This is a genomic window from Pedobacter sp. PF22-3 (assembly GCF_026239555.1).
Classification (GTDB): Bacteria; Bacteroidota; Bacteroidia; order Sphingobacteriales; family Sphingobacteriaceae; genus Pedobacter.
This window is the reverse complement of sequence record NZ_JAPIVP010000004.1, coordinates 19,256-35,326: the sequence shown is the minus strand read 5'-3', so window position 1 is coordinate 35,326 and position 16,071 is coordinate 19,256. Positions and strand designations below refer to the sequence as shown.

Here is a 16,071-nt window from a genome sequence, read left to right as displayed (position 1 = left end):
ATATTTTATGTTTTTAATCGATAAATTTCTTACAACAAAGCGAAAAAAGGACACCTTCTCATTCTTGTTCATTTCAACAATTGGAACTGTATTATTTGCATGTTTGAGAGGAGCTTTCATGTTGGCTTCTCCTTTGGTTTTTAGTGTAGCAATTTCGCTTTCCAATGGGAAATATAGAAAGTATGATTACAATTTTCTTCTGATTACGTTTTTATTCTACATGCTTTATTTTGGGGCTACTGTGCCTTTTTATTTACCGCATGCCCAATTACAAGATTTTTATGATAAAAATCCTTTTTTTAAGTTCTTAGCCGCTTGGCTTGGTTGTTTTTGTGCGATTTCATTTGTTGTAATAGTTATGAAGTTTACGTTTAAAGGGATTAGAATTGGTATGGTTCAGATTTTATTAACAGTGCTCTTGAGTTTAATTTCTATTGGCTCTTTAACTTTATTATTTAAGGGTAATACCCATGATGCTATTGAGAATTTTTGGAGTATAATATTCTTTTATCAAATAAGTATGACGATTGTAATCGTGTCTTCACTAAAGAAAGATATTGATCCGGGTTCAAGGTGATATTTTAGAATTGAACAGGCGATAAATACCTGCGAGGTTTGATCAGACCAAGAACCACAAACCTTTCTTATTAAACCTGATAGAACGGAAAGCCCGGAGCGCAGCGAGGACTTGAAGAGATAGCAGGACTGTCGTCTGCTATTAACAAAGGAACTTACATTTCCAAAAAAAAATGACCACCTAAGGCATCTTTAGTACATTTAAGCTAATTGCCATTAGATTTAGATCTATCGGGTTTTCTGACAATGATAGTTTAAGGAACACCCCGTCCTGCAGACACCCCTCTAAAAGAGGGAAATAAAAAAACCTTCCAGTTTTCACTGAAAGGTTTTGAAATATGATATTGCTTTAAGCTTTGGTCTTTAACCTTTAGTCTTAAAAATTACGCTTGTTCAGCCAAAACCTTAGTTACTAAATCAGCTGCTTCTTTTAAAGCGATTGCTGAGTAAACCTGTAAGCCAGACTCATCAATTAATTTTTTTGCTTCTTCGGCATTTGTACCTTGTAAACGGCAGATAATTGGCACAGGGATATTTCCGATTTCTTTGTATGCATCGATAACACCTTGCGCAACACGGTCGCAACGTACAATACCACCAAAAATGTTGATTAGGATGGCTTTAACGTTAGGATCTTTTAAAATGATGTTAAAAGCGGCTTTAACGGTTTGTGCATTTGCAGTTCCACCTACGTCAAGGAAGTTAGCAGGCTCACCACCAGCTAATTTAATGATATCCATGGTAGCCATTGCTAAACCGGCACCGTTAACCATACAACCTACGTTACCATCAAGGTTAACGAAGTTCAGGTTAGAGGCACTTGCTTCAACTTCCATTGGATCTTCTTCGGTAACATCGCGCATTGCAGCATAATCAGGGTGACGGAATAAACCGTTCTCATCAAGGTTCACTTTAGCATCTACCGCAATTACTTTATCATCAGAGGTTTTTAATACCGGGTTGATTTCGAACATTGAAGAATCGGTTGCTTCGTAAGCTTTATATAAGGCAGTAACGAATTTTACCATTTCTTTGAAAGCATTACCGCTAACTCCTAAATTAAAGGCAATTTTACGGGCCTGGAAGCCTTGTAAGCCAACTTTAGGGTCGATTTCTTCTTTAAAGATTAAGTGTGGGGTGTGCTCAGCAACTTCTTCGATATCCATACCGCCTTCGGTACTGTACATGATGATATTACGGCCTTTTGCACGATCTAACAATACAGAGATGTAAAATTCTTTTGTTTCAGAAGCACCTGGATAGTATACATCCTGAGCTACTAAAATCTTGTTCACTTTCTTACCTTCTGGTCCGGTTTGAGGGGTTACCAATTGCATGCCGATGATATCGGTAGCACGTTGTTTAACCTCGTCAAGGTTTTTGGCCAATTTAACACCACCACCTTTACCACGACCACCAGCGTGGATCTGCGCTTTAATTACAACCCAGTCAGAATTATAATCAGTTTTCAGTTGCTTAGCAGCCTCAACAGCTTGCTCAGGAGTGTCGGCAACTATTCCTTCTTGAACGTTAACACCGAAACTTTTTAATATTTGTTTACCCTGGTATTCGTGAATATTCATCTGTTTATATTTTTGTCTTTATCTGTCAGATGGAGCCTTTTGTCGTTAAAATAATCATTTTAACAGCAGCGGGTTCATTTGCTACAAAATTTGCCCAAAGCTACAATTTCAAACCCTTTAAACAAATAGCATTTGCCGATTTTTTCAGAAAATGAACGTTTTATGTTAATCGGGAAAAAGAGTGTGATGAGTAGGGCTAATCATTTATTATAAACCTTGTTTGCACTTTTTATCATTTAAAATCAAAGTTTGCTTTATAGTAGCTCTACAGCACTTTTTTAGCTAAATTTTTAATGTCATCCTTAAATTTCTGATCAAAAACGGCTTTTAGAGTTCCTGTTTTTAAATTATAAACAAAATATTCAACTTCATCCATATTGCTAAATTCTTTATCGCCATTCGAGTCCTTTACCAAATCCATTAATATGGAATCATGCTTATCATCTATTTTCCAGGTTCTCAGGTTATAATTGTTCGGCGATATTCTGGTAAAGGACTTTCCTTCCAGGTTAGAGATATAAAGCTTCTTAATATCATTGGCCGTTAGTTTTTTATCACCATCATAGTCCGAATCAGTAATATCGTAGTAGATAAACTGATCAGATAGGGTTGCCTGACTATTTGGCCTGTTTTCTGAATTGCCAATGCTGAAGGTATTAATGATGATCTTTTCTTTTGTTAACAATTCACTTTTACCTGAAATAATGTTGTAAAAAATGAGGTTCCAATAATTAGCACTCACTTCCCTTTTATAACTGTCGCTGTCATCATTATCGTTTAATTTTAGTGGGTATAGAAGGATATCTGTTTTATTAATAATGATAGGAGAACTATATTGGACTTTCGGCTGACTCTTTATTTGTGTGCTACTGGTTTCATCTGTAGAGATGGTTTTAATATCTTCGGTACAGGCTGAAGCAAATATGATTAGGCTTAATAGCGTTATTGTGATTATTTTTTTCATTGTCGTTGATTTTGATGAATGTAATTTAAACAAAAATAAAGGTGTTGGGTAATTTTGCCTGCCAGGTCACATAATATAGCAGAATGATAAAACTATAGTTACATCATAATCTTAGTTTCCCGCAAAGGGAGTTCCGAAGATACCAACCGCTAATTCCGCCCAGATGAGGAATAAAGCCAATAAAATAACCACTAAAATTATGGTTCTTAATGTGCCGGTTTTTAGGTTTCTGATAACGAGTTCAATGGCCAGGCCAGTGCTGCATAATAGGGCGCCAGCGACCATAAAATCGGTTAAATTCCATTTTACTTCAGTAGTAAATTGCATGGCGATCAGCGGAATGCTTAAAATTATTGCTGCAACACCAAGTATAATTGCAATCCGTGTTGCTGGCGAGCTAAATGTTGACTGTAGATTTTTCATGATTTTAAAAGGTTTTATATACGATTAATTAATTTTAATTTTCCCCCGATGCTATTTGCATCAAGGGGAAAAGTTCCAACTGAAGTTGGTGAAGTGGAGCGGTTAATTATTGTGATGTCTTTTGGTAATTTAAGCGGTACCTGTTCTTTTCTATTTTATAATTATTTCCTTTTACTGTTGACCCCATGTGATCTTTTATGCGTTTAATTTCGTTTGGATCATTGGTGTAAACAAATGTTGAATTTCTAATCTTTTCTGTTAACCCCAAAATATTCTGCCGTATTCCAATCCTGTAAATTCCATGATAACCAGCTTTCCTGGTTATAACGTTCTCTAAAATAATCGATCCGTTGATCCAATTTTCTCATTAAAGCTTCTTCTGGCTGGTATACCTTGGCGATTTCCGAATTGTTATTGGTTGAAGGGTGTATTTTTGACCGGTTTTTATCTAAAATAGGTAGTGTCTTTTCTGATAGAGAAGTGAGGTAGTAAGGGTCAATAGAAACAGCATCAACGTGATTGAGGTTGTATTTTACAATTAAAACATCCCAATTGATAAGGGTAAAGGTCAAAAGGAGTGCAAACCAGATATTTCCATTCACTTTGAAAAGATAGAATATGGTTTTCTGTTTGGCTACTTTAATATAAACCGTTGCCAAACCAATAATGCAAAGGATGGCAAATACCAACACGCCAATCCTTTTATGTGTTAAACCATGAAATTCGATGTAATAACCATCACGGATGAATACTGATATGATCAGGATGAAATTCTGAATCATCCAGAAATAGGCCAATGTCCTTAACGTTTTACTTTTGTGGTAAAAGTTCAAATTCCCCCTAAAATAGTAAAGGATTACTGCCATCGCCATTACAATGCTAAAAATCAATGAATTTGTACCTTGGTGCAGTTCTCCAGAAAAATTGCCTGAAGGTTCGTAGCCAAACCAAAGTGTGGTAATATCGATGGCATTTAACATCAGCAATAACAGGTTAAGTGCGGCGAAAGAAATGATGCCTACAATGTACTCTGTTTTTAATGCCATTTTCCGGGTTAACAGGTTGCCTGTAAAGGTTTCTACTATGTTGTACCATACCGTTTTCTGTCCGATACGTCTTCTAATCCGTACTAATTGTTCTTTGCACTTCAGTTCTGCTTTTTCGAGACTTTTATCAAAAAATGCAAGCAATAAACCTCCTGTTAAAAACAGTCCCAAGCATACATGCATGATTCGCTCAAAGCTCAAGTCTTTAAAAAAGAAGTGCAGTAAGTAATCTAAAAAGTCGCCAATGTTGGTTAAGATGGTTCCTGCATAGTGTGCAAAAACATTACTTGCTGCTGCATAAAGGCATGAAAACAAGATTACAATGATAAGGGGGATGAAGAGGTATTTAATCAAAGTAAAAAATGGCTTAAGGCTTACCTTGCCTATACTGATTTGGCTTAGTTGTTTAATCGCATTAAACGGCACTGTGACCATCTGTAGAATGGCTGCTAAAAAAGCAGTGAAAATGGTTCTAATTTGTTGTTGATGACCAAAACCAATAAATAACAGTAAGCTGATGTAATATGTTACAAGGGATAAATCGGAGTTGTTAATCACCACAAGTACTGCTGCCAGCAGGTGTGCCGAACCGTAAATTTTCAATTTGAAACTTTTAACCACATCCGGATTAATAAAGGTGGTTGCTAACAGGTATATACTGTAAATAAGCAGATTGAGTGCAAGTCTTTCTTCCCAAAAGAGAAAAGTAAACAGCAGACCACCCAATAGGGTAGAGAGGATTAAAAAGTTGGATTTCATTTTCATTTTTGTTAAGGTTTATAAATGGAAATAGCTTAGGGCGAAGATGTAGAGCAACACTAAGGGAATATTTAACAGCATACTGATGATGGTAATTAAGGCTCTTCTCCAGTGATTTTGGTAACTGATAAGTTCTACTATGATTAATGCAATTACAATGATATTAACAATTGCTGCACTCAGCGTAAAAACAGCACCTGCAATTATTAGAAAAAAAGAGTTTGATATTAAGTAGGTTAGAAATATTAGCGTGCCAATAATCGCAGAATAGTATGCGATTTTTTTGCCTACATAACTCATTTGAGGTTCTGGTATTTCTTCCATTTTTGTTTTTTAAAAGTGCTTTGTATTTCAAAGTAATTGATCAAAAAAAATAGTTTACAGCTTCCTGATCATTTTTTCAAGTGCATCCAAATGTGATTTAAAGGCTTGCTTGCCCAACGCCGTAATAGAATAGGTGGTACTGGTTTTTCTACCGATAAAACCTTTGTGTACTTTAATAAAATCAGCCTGCTCTAATGTGTTTAAATGTGAGGCCAAATTGCCATCAGTTAATTCGAGCATTTGTTTTAAGTCGTTAAAGCCAATTTCGTTATTTACCACCAGGATAGACATGACGCCCAACCTGATCCGGCTATCGAATATTTTATTTAAATCTGCTATCGGGTTTTTCATCCTTACTGACCTCTCTCATATTTAAAATACATTAAAAGACCATAAACAATGTGTAGTATGCCGAAGCCAAAAGCCCAGAAAATTAATCCGTAACCTACGTAAAACATACAGATCAAGCCTAATATTACTTCGCAAATGCCTAAATAGCGGATATCACTATAGGTAAATTTACTGGCGTTGATAAGTGCTAAACCATAAAAAATCAGGCAGCTGGGCGCAATAATACTATAGGTATTTGGGTGGTTAATTAATAAAGCAATAATAAATAATCCTCCGGCAAACAAAGGAATAAATAAGTTAATTAAAAGTGATTTAGAGGTTTTATCCCAAATTGGAAGATTGTTTTTCTGACTTTTTCTATAAGTAAATAAGACACCGCCAGCTAGGGCAATCACTAAAACAAAGATGCCCAGTTTGATCAGGTTAAATTCCAGGTCCATTTCACCATCTACGCCATAGCCATAACCCCTTTTACTGATGAATTTATTAATTTCATCATTTGCAAAATAAGCACCAATTAAGGCAATCGCACCTGCAAAAATACCAGACAAGCCACTCAAAGAAATAAATCTTGATGACCTATCCATCATATTCCTGATATCTTTTAAGGTATTTAATTGTTCTTCCGGCGTGTTCATTTTAAAAGTGCTTTGTTTTTCAAAGTTAAATAGAAAAATGATATCCACAAATCTTTTTTGTTTTTTCTTTAAGATAATTAAACGGTCTGTCCGCTTTGGTATTTAATCTTTCCCCTTTGGTCTTTGGTTTTTAGTCTTTCCCCTTTAGTCTTTCCGCTTTTTTGCTAAATTTGAACCATGCTAAAAGCCACTGGAATAAGAAAATCGTACGGAAATCTGCAAATTTTAAAAGGTGTAAATTTTGAGGTGCAAAAAGGGGAGATTGTGAGTATTATTGGACCATCTGGTGCAGGTAAAAGTACTTTGTTACATATTTTGGGCACATTGGATAAGCCTGATGAAGGAACTGTAGAATTAAAAGGTACTGTTATGAATAAGTTGCATGGCGACTTATTGAGTACTTTCAGGAATCAGAATATAGGTTTTGTATTTCAATTCCATCATTTATTGCCAGAATTTAGTGCCATCGAGAATATCTGTATCCCTGCATTTATTGCCAAGACCAATAAAAAGCAGGCTGAGAACAGGGCGCTTGAACTATTAGATCTGTTCGGACTTAAAGACAGGGCACAACATAAGCCCAACCAGTTATCTGGTGGTGAACAGCAACGGGTATCTATCGCCAGGGCATTGATCAATAGCCCTTCAATTATATTGGCTGATGAACCCTCGGGGAATTTGGATTCTGAAAATGCAGCCGGCCTGCACCAGTTGTTTGTGAGTTTACGTGATAATTTCGCCCAAACTTTTGTAATTGTAACGCATAACGAACACCTGGCTAAAACGAGTGACAGGGTAGTAAGTATGAAAGATGGTTTGATTGTATAAAATTATGGCCATTCTTTCATTCAATATTACATCATTCACTAATTTATTCATTTCAATCATTAAATTTTGAAAATACTCATTACAGGCGGTAATAATGCAAAAGCTTTAAAGCTGATGAAAGCGTTTCCCAGCCATTTTGTGCTACTGGCCGATTATGGTGATGTACCGGGGATAATTACTGAAAATTATGCCTTTTCATCGCTGGGGCCGCTTAACAAAGATAGCATAGCTCATATTTTATTAAATTTTAGTATTACAGAGGGGATAGATTGTATTATCCCGCTGCACCAATATGAAGTAGAGCCAATCGCTAAATCGGCTGTGCTTTTTGGCGAATATGGTATCCAGGTTTTATTACCTGATGCCAGTTTAATGGCCAAATATCTGCCTAAGGAACAAAATACTTATCAGAATTTTGCTGTTTTTGTGGCAGGCGAATGTGTATTTGCGAGTGGAAAAGAAATTTTTGTCAGAACTGATGAAAAATTAAACGGTGTATTCGGGTACAACGTTGCCGATGATGACCTAAAACTTTTTACGATTTAATATGGATGCCAGTCAATACGTTAAAGATAAACAGCTGGTAATTTTTGAGCTGGATGATGTTTTATTTCCAGAGAAAGATTATTTACTCCAGGTTTATTATCTGTTTGCCCAATTTATAGAGTACACTGAGCAAAAAAGCGCACAGCCCATTCTGGAGTTTATGCGTAATGAGTACGAGAATAATGGTGCAGAGAAGCTTTTTGAAAAAACAGCGAACCAGTTTGGTATCGATACCAAGTATGAGTATAATTTCAACCTCCTGCATCAAAATGCCCGTTTGCCCTTAAAGCTTTTGCTTTATAAAAATATGCTCGAATTTATGCAGGAACTTGTGGTAGACCGTAAAAAAATTGTAATTGTAACAGCTGGCATTCCAGAGCAACAACTTAATAAAATTAAGCAAACAGAATGGAATGGCCTGGAGCAATATCTTACAGTATATTTTGCTGATGAATTGGGACAGGCTAAAGCAGAAGTCTTTCAGAACATCTTAAGCGACAACAATTTGTCAGTTAACCAGGCATTAGTTGTTGGTGCAAATAAATTTGATGAGCAACAATCCAAATCAATTAATTTGCAGTATATTGTATCATTAGAAATTTACAAATAATATGCTTAGAAAATTTATTTCGCAAAACACATTTCTATGTGCTTTGATCATTGTGCTTGGGTTTACAGCATCATGTAAAAAATCAAGTAATAATCCTGATAGCAATACTGATGGTGAATCGAATCTTTTGCAAACACCCACCAACGATCGCGCATTACTCACTAAAGACTCTATCTTTCTGTACGCCAAGCAAACTTATTACTGGAATAAAAGTTTACCAACTTACGATGCATTTAATCCAAGAAGTTTTTCATCTAATGATAAGTTGCTGTATGCCATGTCTCAGATTGCAATTAATCCACAAACAAACAAACCTTATGAATATAAAGAACGGTCAACGTCTGCTAAATATTCTTTTATAGATGATGGTTCTGTTGCTGGTCAGTTAGGGGGGGTGAATGGTGATTTTGGGTTCTCCGTATTTTTTGCAGGAGATAACGATTTAAGAATTAAATATGTTTATGGTGCTTCACCCGCGGCCGCTCAGGGATTAAAAAGAGGATATCAAATTACAAAAATTAATGGCAGTTCAGATATTAATACGAGTGATGCCAGTATTAATTATGTGGTAAATGCCATTTTTGGCTCCAGCACAACGGTTGCATTAACAGTTTTAAAACCTGATCAGACTACTCAGGATATCACGGTAACTAAGGCTGAATATAATGTTAATCCGATATTGTTTAGTAAAACTTATACCGTTGGTGCTAAAAAAGTTGGATACATTGTTTTTAACACTTTTACCACAAATTCTGCGACCTTGTTAGATCAGGCTTTCAATCAATTTACTACGGATGGTATTACCGAGCTGATTGTAGATTTAAGATATAATGGTGGCGGATCTGTACAAACATCCGAAGCTTTTGCCAACCTCATTGCGCCTTCGGCACAAAACGGTAAAGTAATGTATACCACTTACTGGACACAAACCATGCAAGACAATAAAGCAACCATTCTTCAAAATCAGAAGTTTTATGCTAAAGGCAGCGATGGTGTTACCCGTTTGTACTCGTATTTCGATTATCCATATGTTCCAACCATAGCTGCAAATAACCAGGAGGTTTTTGCTAAACGTGGTTCGCTTAATGGTTTAACCAGGGTTTATTTTATTGTAACCAGCGGTACTGCATCTGCAAGCGAATTGTTGATTAATAATTTAAAACCTATAATGAATGTTAAATTGATAGGGAAAAAAACTTATGGTAAACCAGTTGGCTTTTTTGCTATCCATATAGATAAAAGTGACCTCTATATTCCACAGTTTGAAACCAGAAATCAATTAAATCAAGGTGGTTACTTTGATGGAATGGCTGTTGATAAGGATATTTTTGATGATGTAACCAAAGATTTTGGTGATCCTACAGAAAAACTATTATCACAGGCCTTATACTATTCGGCCAATGGAAGTTTCTCATCTGTATTGAAAGATAATAATACCATCAGCAGTACCTCACCACTATCTAAAGCCCAGGTTGGAGATCTGTCTGGTAAAATGGATCATGAATTTAAAGGAATGGTTGAAACCAGAAAACTCAGGTTTAAATAATTGATCAGTTTTCTTTATCAAAAGGGCCAGTTTTGTATTTCAAATCTGGCCTTTTTTTATGTATTTATTGCAAATTTTGAGTAAATAGGTATTGCTTTTTTTTAAAAAATTTGATAAGCTTGTTTAACATTAATCGTTAAAGAGACCCATGCCAATAGAAATCGTAGAAAAGGAACACATTAGTTATTTAAATATCATCAATGCGAAGGAAGATCATTCTCATGAATTGCAGACCAAACTTGATGAAGCACAAAGATTAGGTAATGAATTTAAATCAAAAGCCGTTATTACTTTTAATACCACCATCGGCCCAAAACGTGTCGATACAACTGTTTGGTCAGTAACAGAGAAATATATACAGCTAAAAAACAATATTCATATTCCATTAAAAAGTTTAATAGATATCGATTTTTAAGCTTGCTTTAAGGAAATAAATCATCCCGCATTTATTTAACCTTATTAAATTATGAGCACGCTACACAAAATTGCCTTAACTTTTATTAAGTCTATTGGTCCGGTAACGGCCAAAAACCTTCTTGCCTACTGCGGAAGTGCCGAAAATATTTTTTCGGCAAATAAAAAGCAGCTTTTGCAGATTCCGGGCGTTGGAGAAAAAACAATCGAAGCCATTCGGGGTACCGATGCGCTGGCAAGAGCCAGGCAAGAATTGGATTTTATTGAAAAACATGGGATAGAAGTATTATTCTTTTCAGATGAGAAATATCCCAAAAGATTAAAGAATTGTATCGATTCGCCTATACTGCTTTATGCAAAAGGGACAGTTGATTTTAACCAGCAGCGTATTATCAGTATTGTTGGAACCCGCAATGCCACAAGTTATGGAAAAAACCTTTGTAAAGAATTATGCGAAGTTTTAGCGCCATTCAATGTTTTGATTGTTAGTGGCCTGGCTTATGGCATTGATGTAACTACCCATAAAGAATGCCTGGCCAATCAGATCCCTACAGTTGGGGTACTTGGTCATGGCTTAGACCGGATGTATCCAAAAATTCATAAAACGGTTGCGCAGAAAATGGTTTTGAATGGTGGCCTGCTCACCGAGTTTCCAATCCTGACCAATCCCGACCGGCCCAATTTTCCGCAAAGAAACCGGATTATTGCGGGCATTGCAGATGCTACGGTGGTAGTGGAAGCATCAATAAAAGGAGGTGCCTTAATTACTGCAGAAATAGCTAATTCTTATAATAAAGATGTATATGCTTTTCCGGGTAGAACGAATGATGTTTTTTCTGAAGGATGTAACTTCCTGATTAAGACCAATAGGGCAGGATTAATTAATAATGCTAACGACTTGATTTATTACCTGGGCTGGGATGCTGAAATAAAGGTTAAACAAAATATGCCGCAAACCACGTTGCAGCTAAATCTTACGCCTAACGAGCAGCGGGTTATTGATGCCTTAAAAAACGGTCAGCTTTCTATAGATGAACTTTCGCTTCAATTGAATATTCAGCAAAGTAAACTGGCCATTGTAATCCTGACATTAGAGATGCAGGGCATTATTGTTTCATTGCCAGGGAAGATTTATAAATTGGCTTAAATCCGCAAATGGAACCTGAAAGCATTCTTCTAGAAATTCGGATCATAAAAGTTATATTTTCCATCTCAGCATACTTCAGCCGTATAAAAGACCGACAATAGAAATAACATTTTGCCCAATAATCAATCTATAATGCCTATCATAGTTGTAGATTATGTAATTAAATTCTTTTAAATTTTGATTTTCAAAATTATGTTTCGAATAAAATATAGTTCGTAAAATACTTAATGCCTTTTCATAATTTTGTAGTATGTGGTACAATAATATTTTAGAAACCATCGGCAATACGCCTTTGGTTAAATTAAATACGATAACAAAAGGAGTTCCGGGAACAATTCTGGCAAAAATAGAGACTACTAATCCAGGTAATTCAATTAAAGACCGTATGGCGGTTAAAATGATTGAAGATGCCGAGAAAAGCGGTAAGCTAAAGCCAGGCGGAACCATTATCGAAGGAACATCAGGAAATACCGGAATGGGCCTTGCTATGGCAGCCATTATTAAAGGTTATAAATGTATTTTTACCACCACTGATAAACAATCTAAGGAGAAGGTGGACGCTTTACGTGCCTTTGGTGCCGAGGTAATTGTTTGTCCTACAAATGTTGAGCCTGAAGATCCCCGTTCCTATTATTCTGTTTCTTCGCGTTTAGAACGCGAAGTTCCAAATTCCTGGAAACCTAATCAATATGATAATTTAGCCAACTCGCAGGCTCATTATGAGCAAACTGGTCCGGAAATATGGGCACAAACGGAAGGTAAAATTACACATTTAGTGGTTGGGGTAGGTACTGGAGGAACCATTTCCGGAACAGGGAAATATCTGAAAGAAAAAAATCCGAACATTCAAATTTGGGGAATTGATACTTATGGTTCGGTTTTTAAAAAGTACAAGGAAACCGGCATTTTTGATAAGGATGAAATTTATCCTTACATCACCGAAGGTATCGGGGAAGATTTCCTTCCTGCAAATGTAAATTTTGATGTAATCGATTTATTCGAAAAAGTTACCGATAAAGATGCTGCCTTAATGACCCGTGATATTGCGCGCAAAGAGGGTATTTTTGTGGGTAACTCTGCTGGTGCTGCCATTGGTGGATTAATTCAGTTAAAAGATAAACTGAAGCCAGAAGATGTGGTTGTGGTTATTTTTCACGATCATGGCAGCCGTTACATGGGCAAAATGTATAATGAAGATTGGTTGCGTGAACGCGGATTTTTACAGGACGAAAAACTAACCGCAAAATCAATTTTGTCTAAGAAAGAAAGCACAGAGATTGTTACCCTTGATACACAAAAATCTGTACTGGAAGCCATCAATACCATTAAATCGATGAATATTTCTCAAATTCCGGTAACACAGCAGGGTATGATTGTGGGTAAAATTGCTGAAAGTGATATTTTAAGTGCTTTATTGGAAAATCCGGGATTGAAATCGGCTCCGATTTCTGAAATTATGACGGCTACTTTTCCATTTGTAGATCTGAATACTTCTATTGATAAAATTTCGTCGTTAATTAATAAAGAAAATTCAGCTGTATTGGTTGAAGATGAAACCGGTAAGATCGAAATTATTACACAATACGATATTATTAACGCGATATCAGGTTAAGAAATAAGATAGAGCATTCTGAGGTCGTCACCCTGAATTTATTTCAGGGTCTTACGACAAGATAGATGCTGAAATGAATTCAGCATGACGATTTCGATTAAAAATTGAGTTAATTAATGAAGAAAATTCAACTGTATTGGTTGAAGATGAAACAGGAAAGATTGAGATTATTACCCAATACGATATTATTAACGCAATATCAGGTTAAGAATGTAAGATGAATGATGTGAGATGGAATTAGATTAATTCCTGCGATCGTTCTCCAGAACTTGTTTCAGGATCTTAAAATTGAAATTCTTCGTCATTACTTAAAAAACGGGATTGCAAATGCCACTAGCGAGAATGATGGAGTAATCTCATGTTCGTCACCCTGAATTTATTTCAGGGTCTTAATGTTAAGAATAATAGATGCTGAAATAAATTCAGCATGACGATTCTCCTTATAAGGTAACCATAGAAAACGCCCTGGTAAATTTTTACCGGGGCGTTTTTCGTTATGCTATTTTCGTTTTTACCTTAAGCCTTAAATCTTCTGCCTTCCACCTTATTAGTGACTAGGCGCATCAGCATTTACACGTTTGATCTGTGCACCTAAAGCACGCAAACGGGTGTCGATATCCTGGTAACCACGCTCAATTTGTTCAATGTTGTAAATAGTCGATTTACCTTCTGCAGATAAAGCTGCAATTAACAAAGATACTCCAGCCCTGATATCCGGAGAAGTCATGCTGATCCCGCGAAGTTTATATTTTTTATCAATACCATTAACTGTAGCACGGTGTGGATCGCAAAGAATAATCTGCGCGCCCATATCGATCAGTTTATCCACGAAGAATAGGCGGCTCTCGAACATTTTCTGGTGGATGAGCACGTTTCCTTTTGCTTGTGTAGCTACAACCAACACAATACTCAATAAGTCAGGCGTAAAACCTGGCCATGGTGAATCGGCAATGGTTAAAATAGAACCATCAATAAAAGTATCGATTTCGTAGTGTTTTTGCGATGGTACATAAATATCATCGCCACGGCGTTCTAGTTTGATTCCCAGTTTTTTAAAAACCTCCGGTATTACGCCAAGTTCATCGTAACAAACATCTTTTATGGTAATTTCTGATTCTGTCATCGCAGCCATACCAATAAAAGAACCAATTTCGATCATATCCGGTAACATTCTATGCTCGGTTCCGCCTAAAACTTTTACACCTTCAATGGTTAATAAATTAGAACCAATGCCCGAAATTTTTGCGCCCATGCGGTTCAGCATTTTGCAAAGTTGTTGTAAATAAGGTTCGCAGGCGGCATTGTATATGGTAGTGGTACCTTTAGCCAAAACAGCGGCCATAACAATGTTTGCCGTTCCGGTTACCGATGCTTCATCTAATAAAATGTAAGCGCCTTGTAAATCGGTGGCATCCACATTAAAGAAAGCTTTTTTGCTATCGTAAACAAATTTTGCACCCAGTTTCTCGAAACCGATAAAGTGGGTATCTAACCTTCTGCGACCAATTTTATCACCACCCGGTTTCGGGATTGCTGCTTTGCCAAAACGGGCCAGCAATGGGCCTACAATCATGATTGAACCACGCAAACCACCACCTTTAGCTTTAAAAGTATCCGATTCAAAGAAATTTAAATCGATGTTTTTGGCTTCGAAGGTATAGGTATCTTTATTAATGCGCTCAACAATAACACCTAAATCCCCAAGTAGTTCAATCAGTTTGTTTACATCTTTAATGTCAGGAATATTACTGATGGTTACTTTTTTTTCAGTAAGCAATACAGCTGATAAAATCTGTAAAGCCTCATTTTTGGCTCCCTGAGGGGTAATTTCGCCTTTTAATTTAATTCCGCCAGTTATTTCAAATGCGTTCATATATTTTTCTTTTGCTAACCGGTTCGTCATGCTGAATTTATTTCAGCATCTGTTATGAAGATTCTGAATCAAGTTCAGAATGACGCATGGTTATTAATATTTAGGTTTATTGTTATTATTGCGTTGACGATTATTATTATTATTATTGTTTTGACGGTTTTTTCCGTTGTTGTTGTTATTATTGTTTCTTCCCCGGTTATTGTTGTTATTGCTTTGACGAGGATTTGGTGCTCTAAATTCTACCTTTGCCAGGTTAACACCTTCATCAAGTGATAACAATCCGCCAGAAAGGTATTTTAGATCTTTAATAATGGTATCATCACTCACGTTATCCTTATTCCAGGTAACATAAGCCATTTTCATAAAATTTGCGATGCTCTGAACCATTGCCTTCTTAATTTCGGCATTTTCTTCACGCATGGCTTTTTCGATCAGATTTTCAACCGTTTTACCATAGTGTTTGTAGGTAATTCTTTGTTGAGGATAGGCTAGGGGTGCTGGTTTAATGTAAGCATTTTCGATTAATGGCTTTGGGTATGGGCTATCAACATCAATCTGGTAGCCAGAAATAATGTGCAGGTGATCCCAAAGTTTATGCTTAAAATCGGCAACATCACGCAAATGTGGTTGCAAAAATCCCATCAGGTCTATTACCGCCTGGGCATATTTATTACGTTCTTCGATGGTGGGTAATTCGCAGATATACTTCACCATGTTTTGTACGTTGCGACCATATTCAGATAAAATTAAATGGCTACGCGTAGTATTATAGTCAAAATTCATGTACAGATAAATTAATGGATAAATTTTCTGGCGATACGAATTATGAAA

17 protein-coding genes are annotated in these 16,071 nt (G+C 36.3%); 8 read left to right on the top strand and 9 right to left on the bottom strand.

Annotation, left to right across the window (positions count from 1 at the left end; genetic code table 11):
* Positions 1-7: 7 nt before the first annotated feature.
* A complete protein-coding gene (locus tag OQX63_RS06665; protein ID WP_265850125.1) occupies positions 8-577 on the top strand; it encodes a hypothetical protein in 570 nt (189 codons plus the stop codon).
* 382 nt (positions 578-959) lie between these two features.
* Here OQX63_RS06665 and sucC read toward each other — a convergent pair whose 3' ends face one another.
* The 7 genes from sucC to OQX63_RS06630 all read right to left on the bottom strand — a co-directional run bounded on the left by sucC (position 960) and on the right by OQX63_RS06630 (position 6,664).
* Positions 960-2,159, bottom strand: coding sequence for an ADP-forming succinate--CoA ligase subunit beta (sucC, locus tag OQX63_RS06660; RefSeq protein WP_090499796.1), 1,200 nt, complete (start codon positions 2,157-2,159; stop codon positions 960-962).
* Between the two features lie 265 nt (positions 2,160-2,424).
* The gene (locus tag OQX63_RS06655) at positions 2,425-3,123 is read right to left on the bottom strand and encodes a hypothetical protein (RefSeq protein WP_265850124.1); all 699 of its coding nucleotides are present in this window, start codon (positions 3,121-3,123) and stop codon (positions 2,425-2,427) included.
* Positions 3,124-3,234: 111 nt separating this feature from the next.
* On the bottom strand, positions 3,235-3,546 hold the full coding sequence (locus tag OQX63_RS06650; RefSeq protein ID WP_265850123.1) for a hypothetical protein: 312 nt from the start codon (positions 3,544-3,546) through the stop codon (positions 3,235-3,237).
* 245 nt (positions 3,547-3,791) lie between these two features.
* Complete coding sequence (locus tag OQX63_RS06645; protein WP_265850122.1) at positions 3,792-5,357, bottom strand: DUF4173 domain-containing protein; 1,566 nt, start codon at positions 5,355-5,357, stop codon at positions 3,792-3,794.
* A gap of 12 nt (positions 5,358-5,369) precedes the next feature.
* Positions 5,370-5,675, bottom strand: a complete 306-nt coding sequence (locus tag OQX63_RS06640) for a hypothetical protein (RefSeq protein WP_265850121.1) — start codon at positions 5,673-5,675, stop codon at positions 5,370-5,372.
* Positions 5,676-5,729: 54 nt separating this feature from the next.
* The gene (locus tag OQX63_RS06635) at positions 5,730-6,026 is read right to left on the bottom strand and encodes a winged helix-turn-helix domain-containing protein (protein ID WP_265850120.1); all 297 of its coding nucleotides are present in this window, start codon (positions 6,024-6,026) and stop codon (positions 5,730-5,732) included.
* 2 nt (positions 6,027-6,028) lie between these two features.
* On the bottom strand, positions 6,029-6,664 hold the full coding sequence (locus tag OQX63_RS06630; protein WP_265850119.1) for a hypothetical protein: 636 nt from the start codon (positions 6,662-6,664) through the stop codon (positions 6,029-6,031).
* 177 nt (positions 6,665-6,841) lie between these two features.
* On the opposite strand from OQX63_RS06630, the gene OQX63_RS06625 reads away from it, so the two are divergent.
* The 7 genes from OQX63_RS06625 (at position 6,842) to OQX63_RS06595 (ending at position 13,367) form a co-directional block, all read left to right on the top strand.
* Positions 6,842-7,492, top strand: a complete 651-nt coding sequence (locus OQX63_RS06625) for an ABC transporter ATP-binding protein (RefSeq protein ID WP_265850118.1) — start codon at positions 6,842-6,844, stop codon at positions 7,490-7,492.
* 66 nt (positions 7,493-7,558) lie between these two features.
* Positions 7,559-8,038 (top strand): hypothetical protein, encoded by a 480-nt coding sequence (locus OQX63_RS06620; RefSeq protein WP_265850117.1) that lies wholly within the window; start codon positions 7,559-7,561, stop codon positions 8,036-8,038.
* 1 nt (position 8,039) lies between these two features.
* Entirely contained in the window at positions 8,040-8,648 is a 609-nt protein-coding gene (locus OQX63_RS06615) for an HAD family hydrolase (RefSeq protein ID WP_265850116.1), read from the top strand.
* Between the two features lies 1 nt (position 8,649).
* On the top strand, positions 8,650-10,194 hold the full coding sequence (locus OQX63_RS06610) for a S41 family peptidase (RefSeq protein ID WP_265850115.1): 1,545 nt from the start codon (positions 8,650-8,652) through the stop codon (positions 10,192-10,194).
* A gap of 148 nt (positions 10,195-10,342) precedes the next feature.
* Positions 10,343-10,609 (top strand): hypothetical protein, encoded by a 267-nt coding sequence (locus OQX63_RS06605; protein WP_193424894.1) that lies wholly within the window; start codon positions 10,343-10,345, stop codon positions 10,607-10,609.
* Between the two features lie 51 nt (positions 10,610-10,660).
* Positions 10,661-11,755 (top strand): DNA-processing protein DprA, encoded by a 1,095-nt coding sequence (gene dprA, locus OQX63_RS06600; protein ID WP_265850113.1) that lies wholly within the window; start codon positions 10,661-10,663, stop codon positions 11,753-11,755.
* Positions 11,756-12,005: 250 nt separating this feature from the next.
* Complete coding sequence (locus OQX63_RS06595; RefSeq protein WP_265850111.1) at positions 12,006-13,367, top strand: pyridoxal-phosphate dependent enzyme; 1,362 nt, start codon at positions 12,006-12,008, stop codon at positions 13,365-13,367.
* A gap of 547 nt (positions 13,368-13,914) precedes the next feature.
* On the opposite strand, the gene murA is transcribed toward OQX63_RS06595, so the two are convergent.
* Together murA and OQX63_RS06585 are read right to left on the bottom strand one after the other, a co-directional pair.
* Positions 13,915-15,240, bottom strand: a complete 1,326-nt coding sequence (gene murA / locus OQX63_RS06590; RefSeq protein WP_265850411.1) for a UDP-N-acetylglucosamine 1-carboxyvinyltransferase — start codon at positions 15,238-15,240, stop codon at positions 13,915-13,917.
* Between the two features lie 93 nt (positions 15,241-15,333).
* On the bottom strand, positions 15,334-16,023 hold the full coding sequence (locus OQX63_RS06585) for a DUF4290 domain-containing protein (protein ID WP_265850110.1): 690 nt from the start codon (positions 16,021-16,023) through the stop codon (positions 15,334-15,336).
* Between the last annotated feature and the right edge of the window lie 48 nt (positions 16,024-16,071).

Excerpts from the sequence above, each read along its gene's own strand:
- OQX63_RS06665 (WP_265850125.1), top strand. The coding sequence starts at position 8 with ATGTTTTTAATCGATAAATTTCTTACAACAAAGCGAAAAAAGGACACC.
- sucC (WP_090499796.1), bottom strand. The coding sequence starts at position 2,159 with ATGAATATTCACGAATACCAGGGTAAACAAATATTAAAAAGTTTCGGT.
- OQX63_RS06655 (WP_265850124.1), bottom strand. The coding sequence starts at position 3,123 with ATGAAAAAAATAATCACAATAACGCTATTAAGCCTAATCATATTTGCT.
- OQX63_RS06650 (WP_265850123.1), bottom strand. The coding sequence starts at position 3,546 with ATGAAAAATCTACAGTCAACATTTAGCTCGCCAGCAACACGGATTGCA.
- OQX63_RS06645 (WP_265850122.1), bottom strand. The coding sequence starts at position 5,357 with ATGAAAATGAAATCCAACTTTTTAATCCTCTCTACCCTATTGGGTGGT.
- OQX63_RS06640 (WP_265850121.1), bottom strand. The coding sequence starts at position 5,675 with ATGGAAGAAATACCAGAACCTCAAATGAGTTATGTAGGCAAAAAAATC.
- OQX63_RS06635 (WP_265850120.1), bottom strand. The coding sequence starts at position 6,026 with ATGAAAAACCCGATAGCAGATTTAAATAAAATATTCGATAGCCGGATC.
- OQX63_RS06630 (WP_265850119.1), bottom strand. The coding sequence starts at position 6,664 with ATGAACACGCCGGAAGAACAATTAAATACCTTAAAAGATATCAGGAAT.
- OQX63_RS06625 (WP_265850118.1), top strand. The coding sequence starts at position 6,842 with ATGCTAAAAGCCACTGGAATAAGAAAATCGTACGGAAATCTGCAAATT.
- OQX63_RS06615 (WP_265850116.1), top strand. The coding sequence starts at position 8,040 with ATGGATGCCAGTCAATACGTTAAAGATAAACAGCTGGTAATTTTTGAG.
- OQX63_RS06610 (WP_265850115.1), top strand. The coding sequence starts at position 8,650 with ATGCTTAGAAAATTTATTTCGCAAAACACATTTCTATGTGCTTTGATC.
- OQX63_RS06605 (WP_193424894.1), top strand. The coding sequence starts at position 10,343 with ATGCCAATAGAAATCGTAGAAAAGGAACACATTAGTTATTTAAATATC.
- dprA (WP_265850113.1), top strand. The coding sequence starts at position 10,661 with ATGAGCACGCTACACAAAATTGCCTTAACTTTTATTAAGTCTATTGGT.
- OQX63_RS06595 (WP_265850111.1), top strand. The coding sequence starts at position 12,006 with ATGTGGTACAATAATATTTTAGAAACCATCGGCAATACGCCTTTGGTT.
- murA (WP_265850411.1), bottom strand. The coding sequence starts at position 15,240 with ATGAACGCATTTGAAATAACTGGCGGAATTAAATTAAAAGGCGAAATT.
- OQX63_RS06585 (WP_265850110.1), bottom strand. The coding sequence starts at position 16,023 with ATGAATTTTGACTATAATACTACGCGTAGCCATTTAATTTTATCTGAA.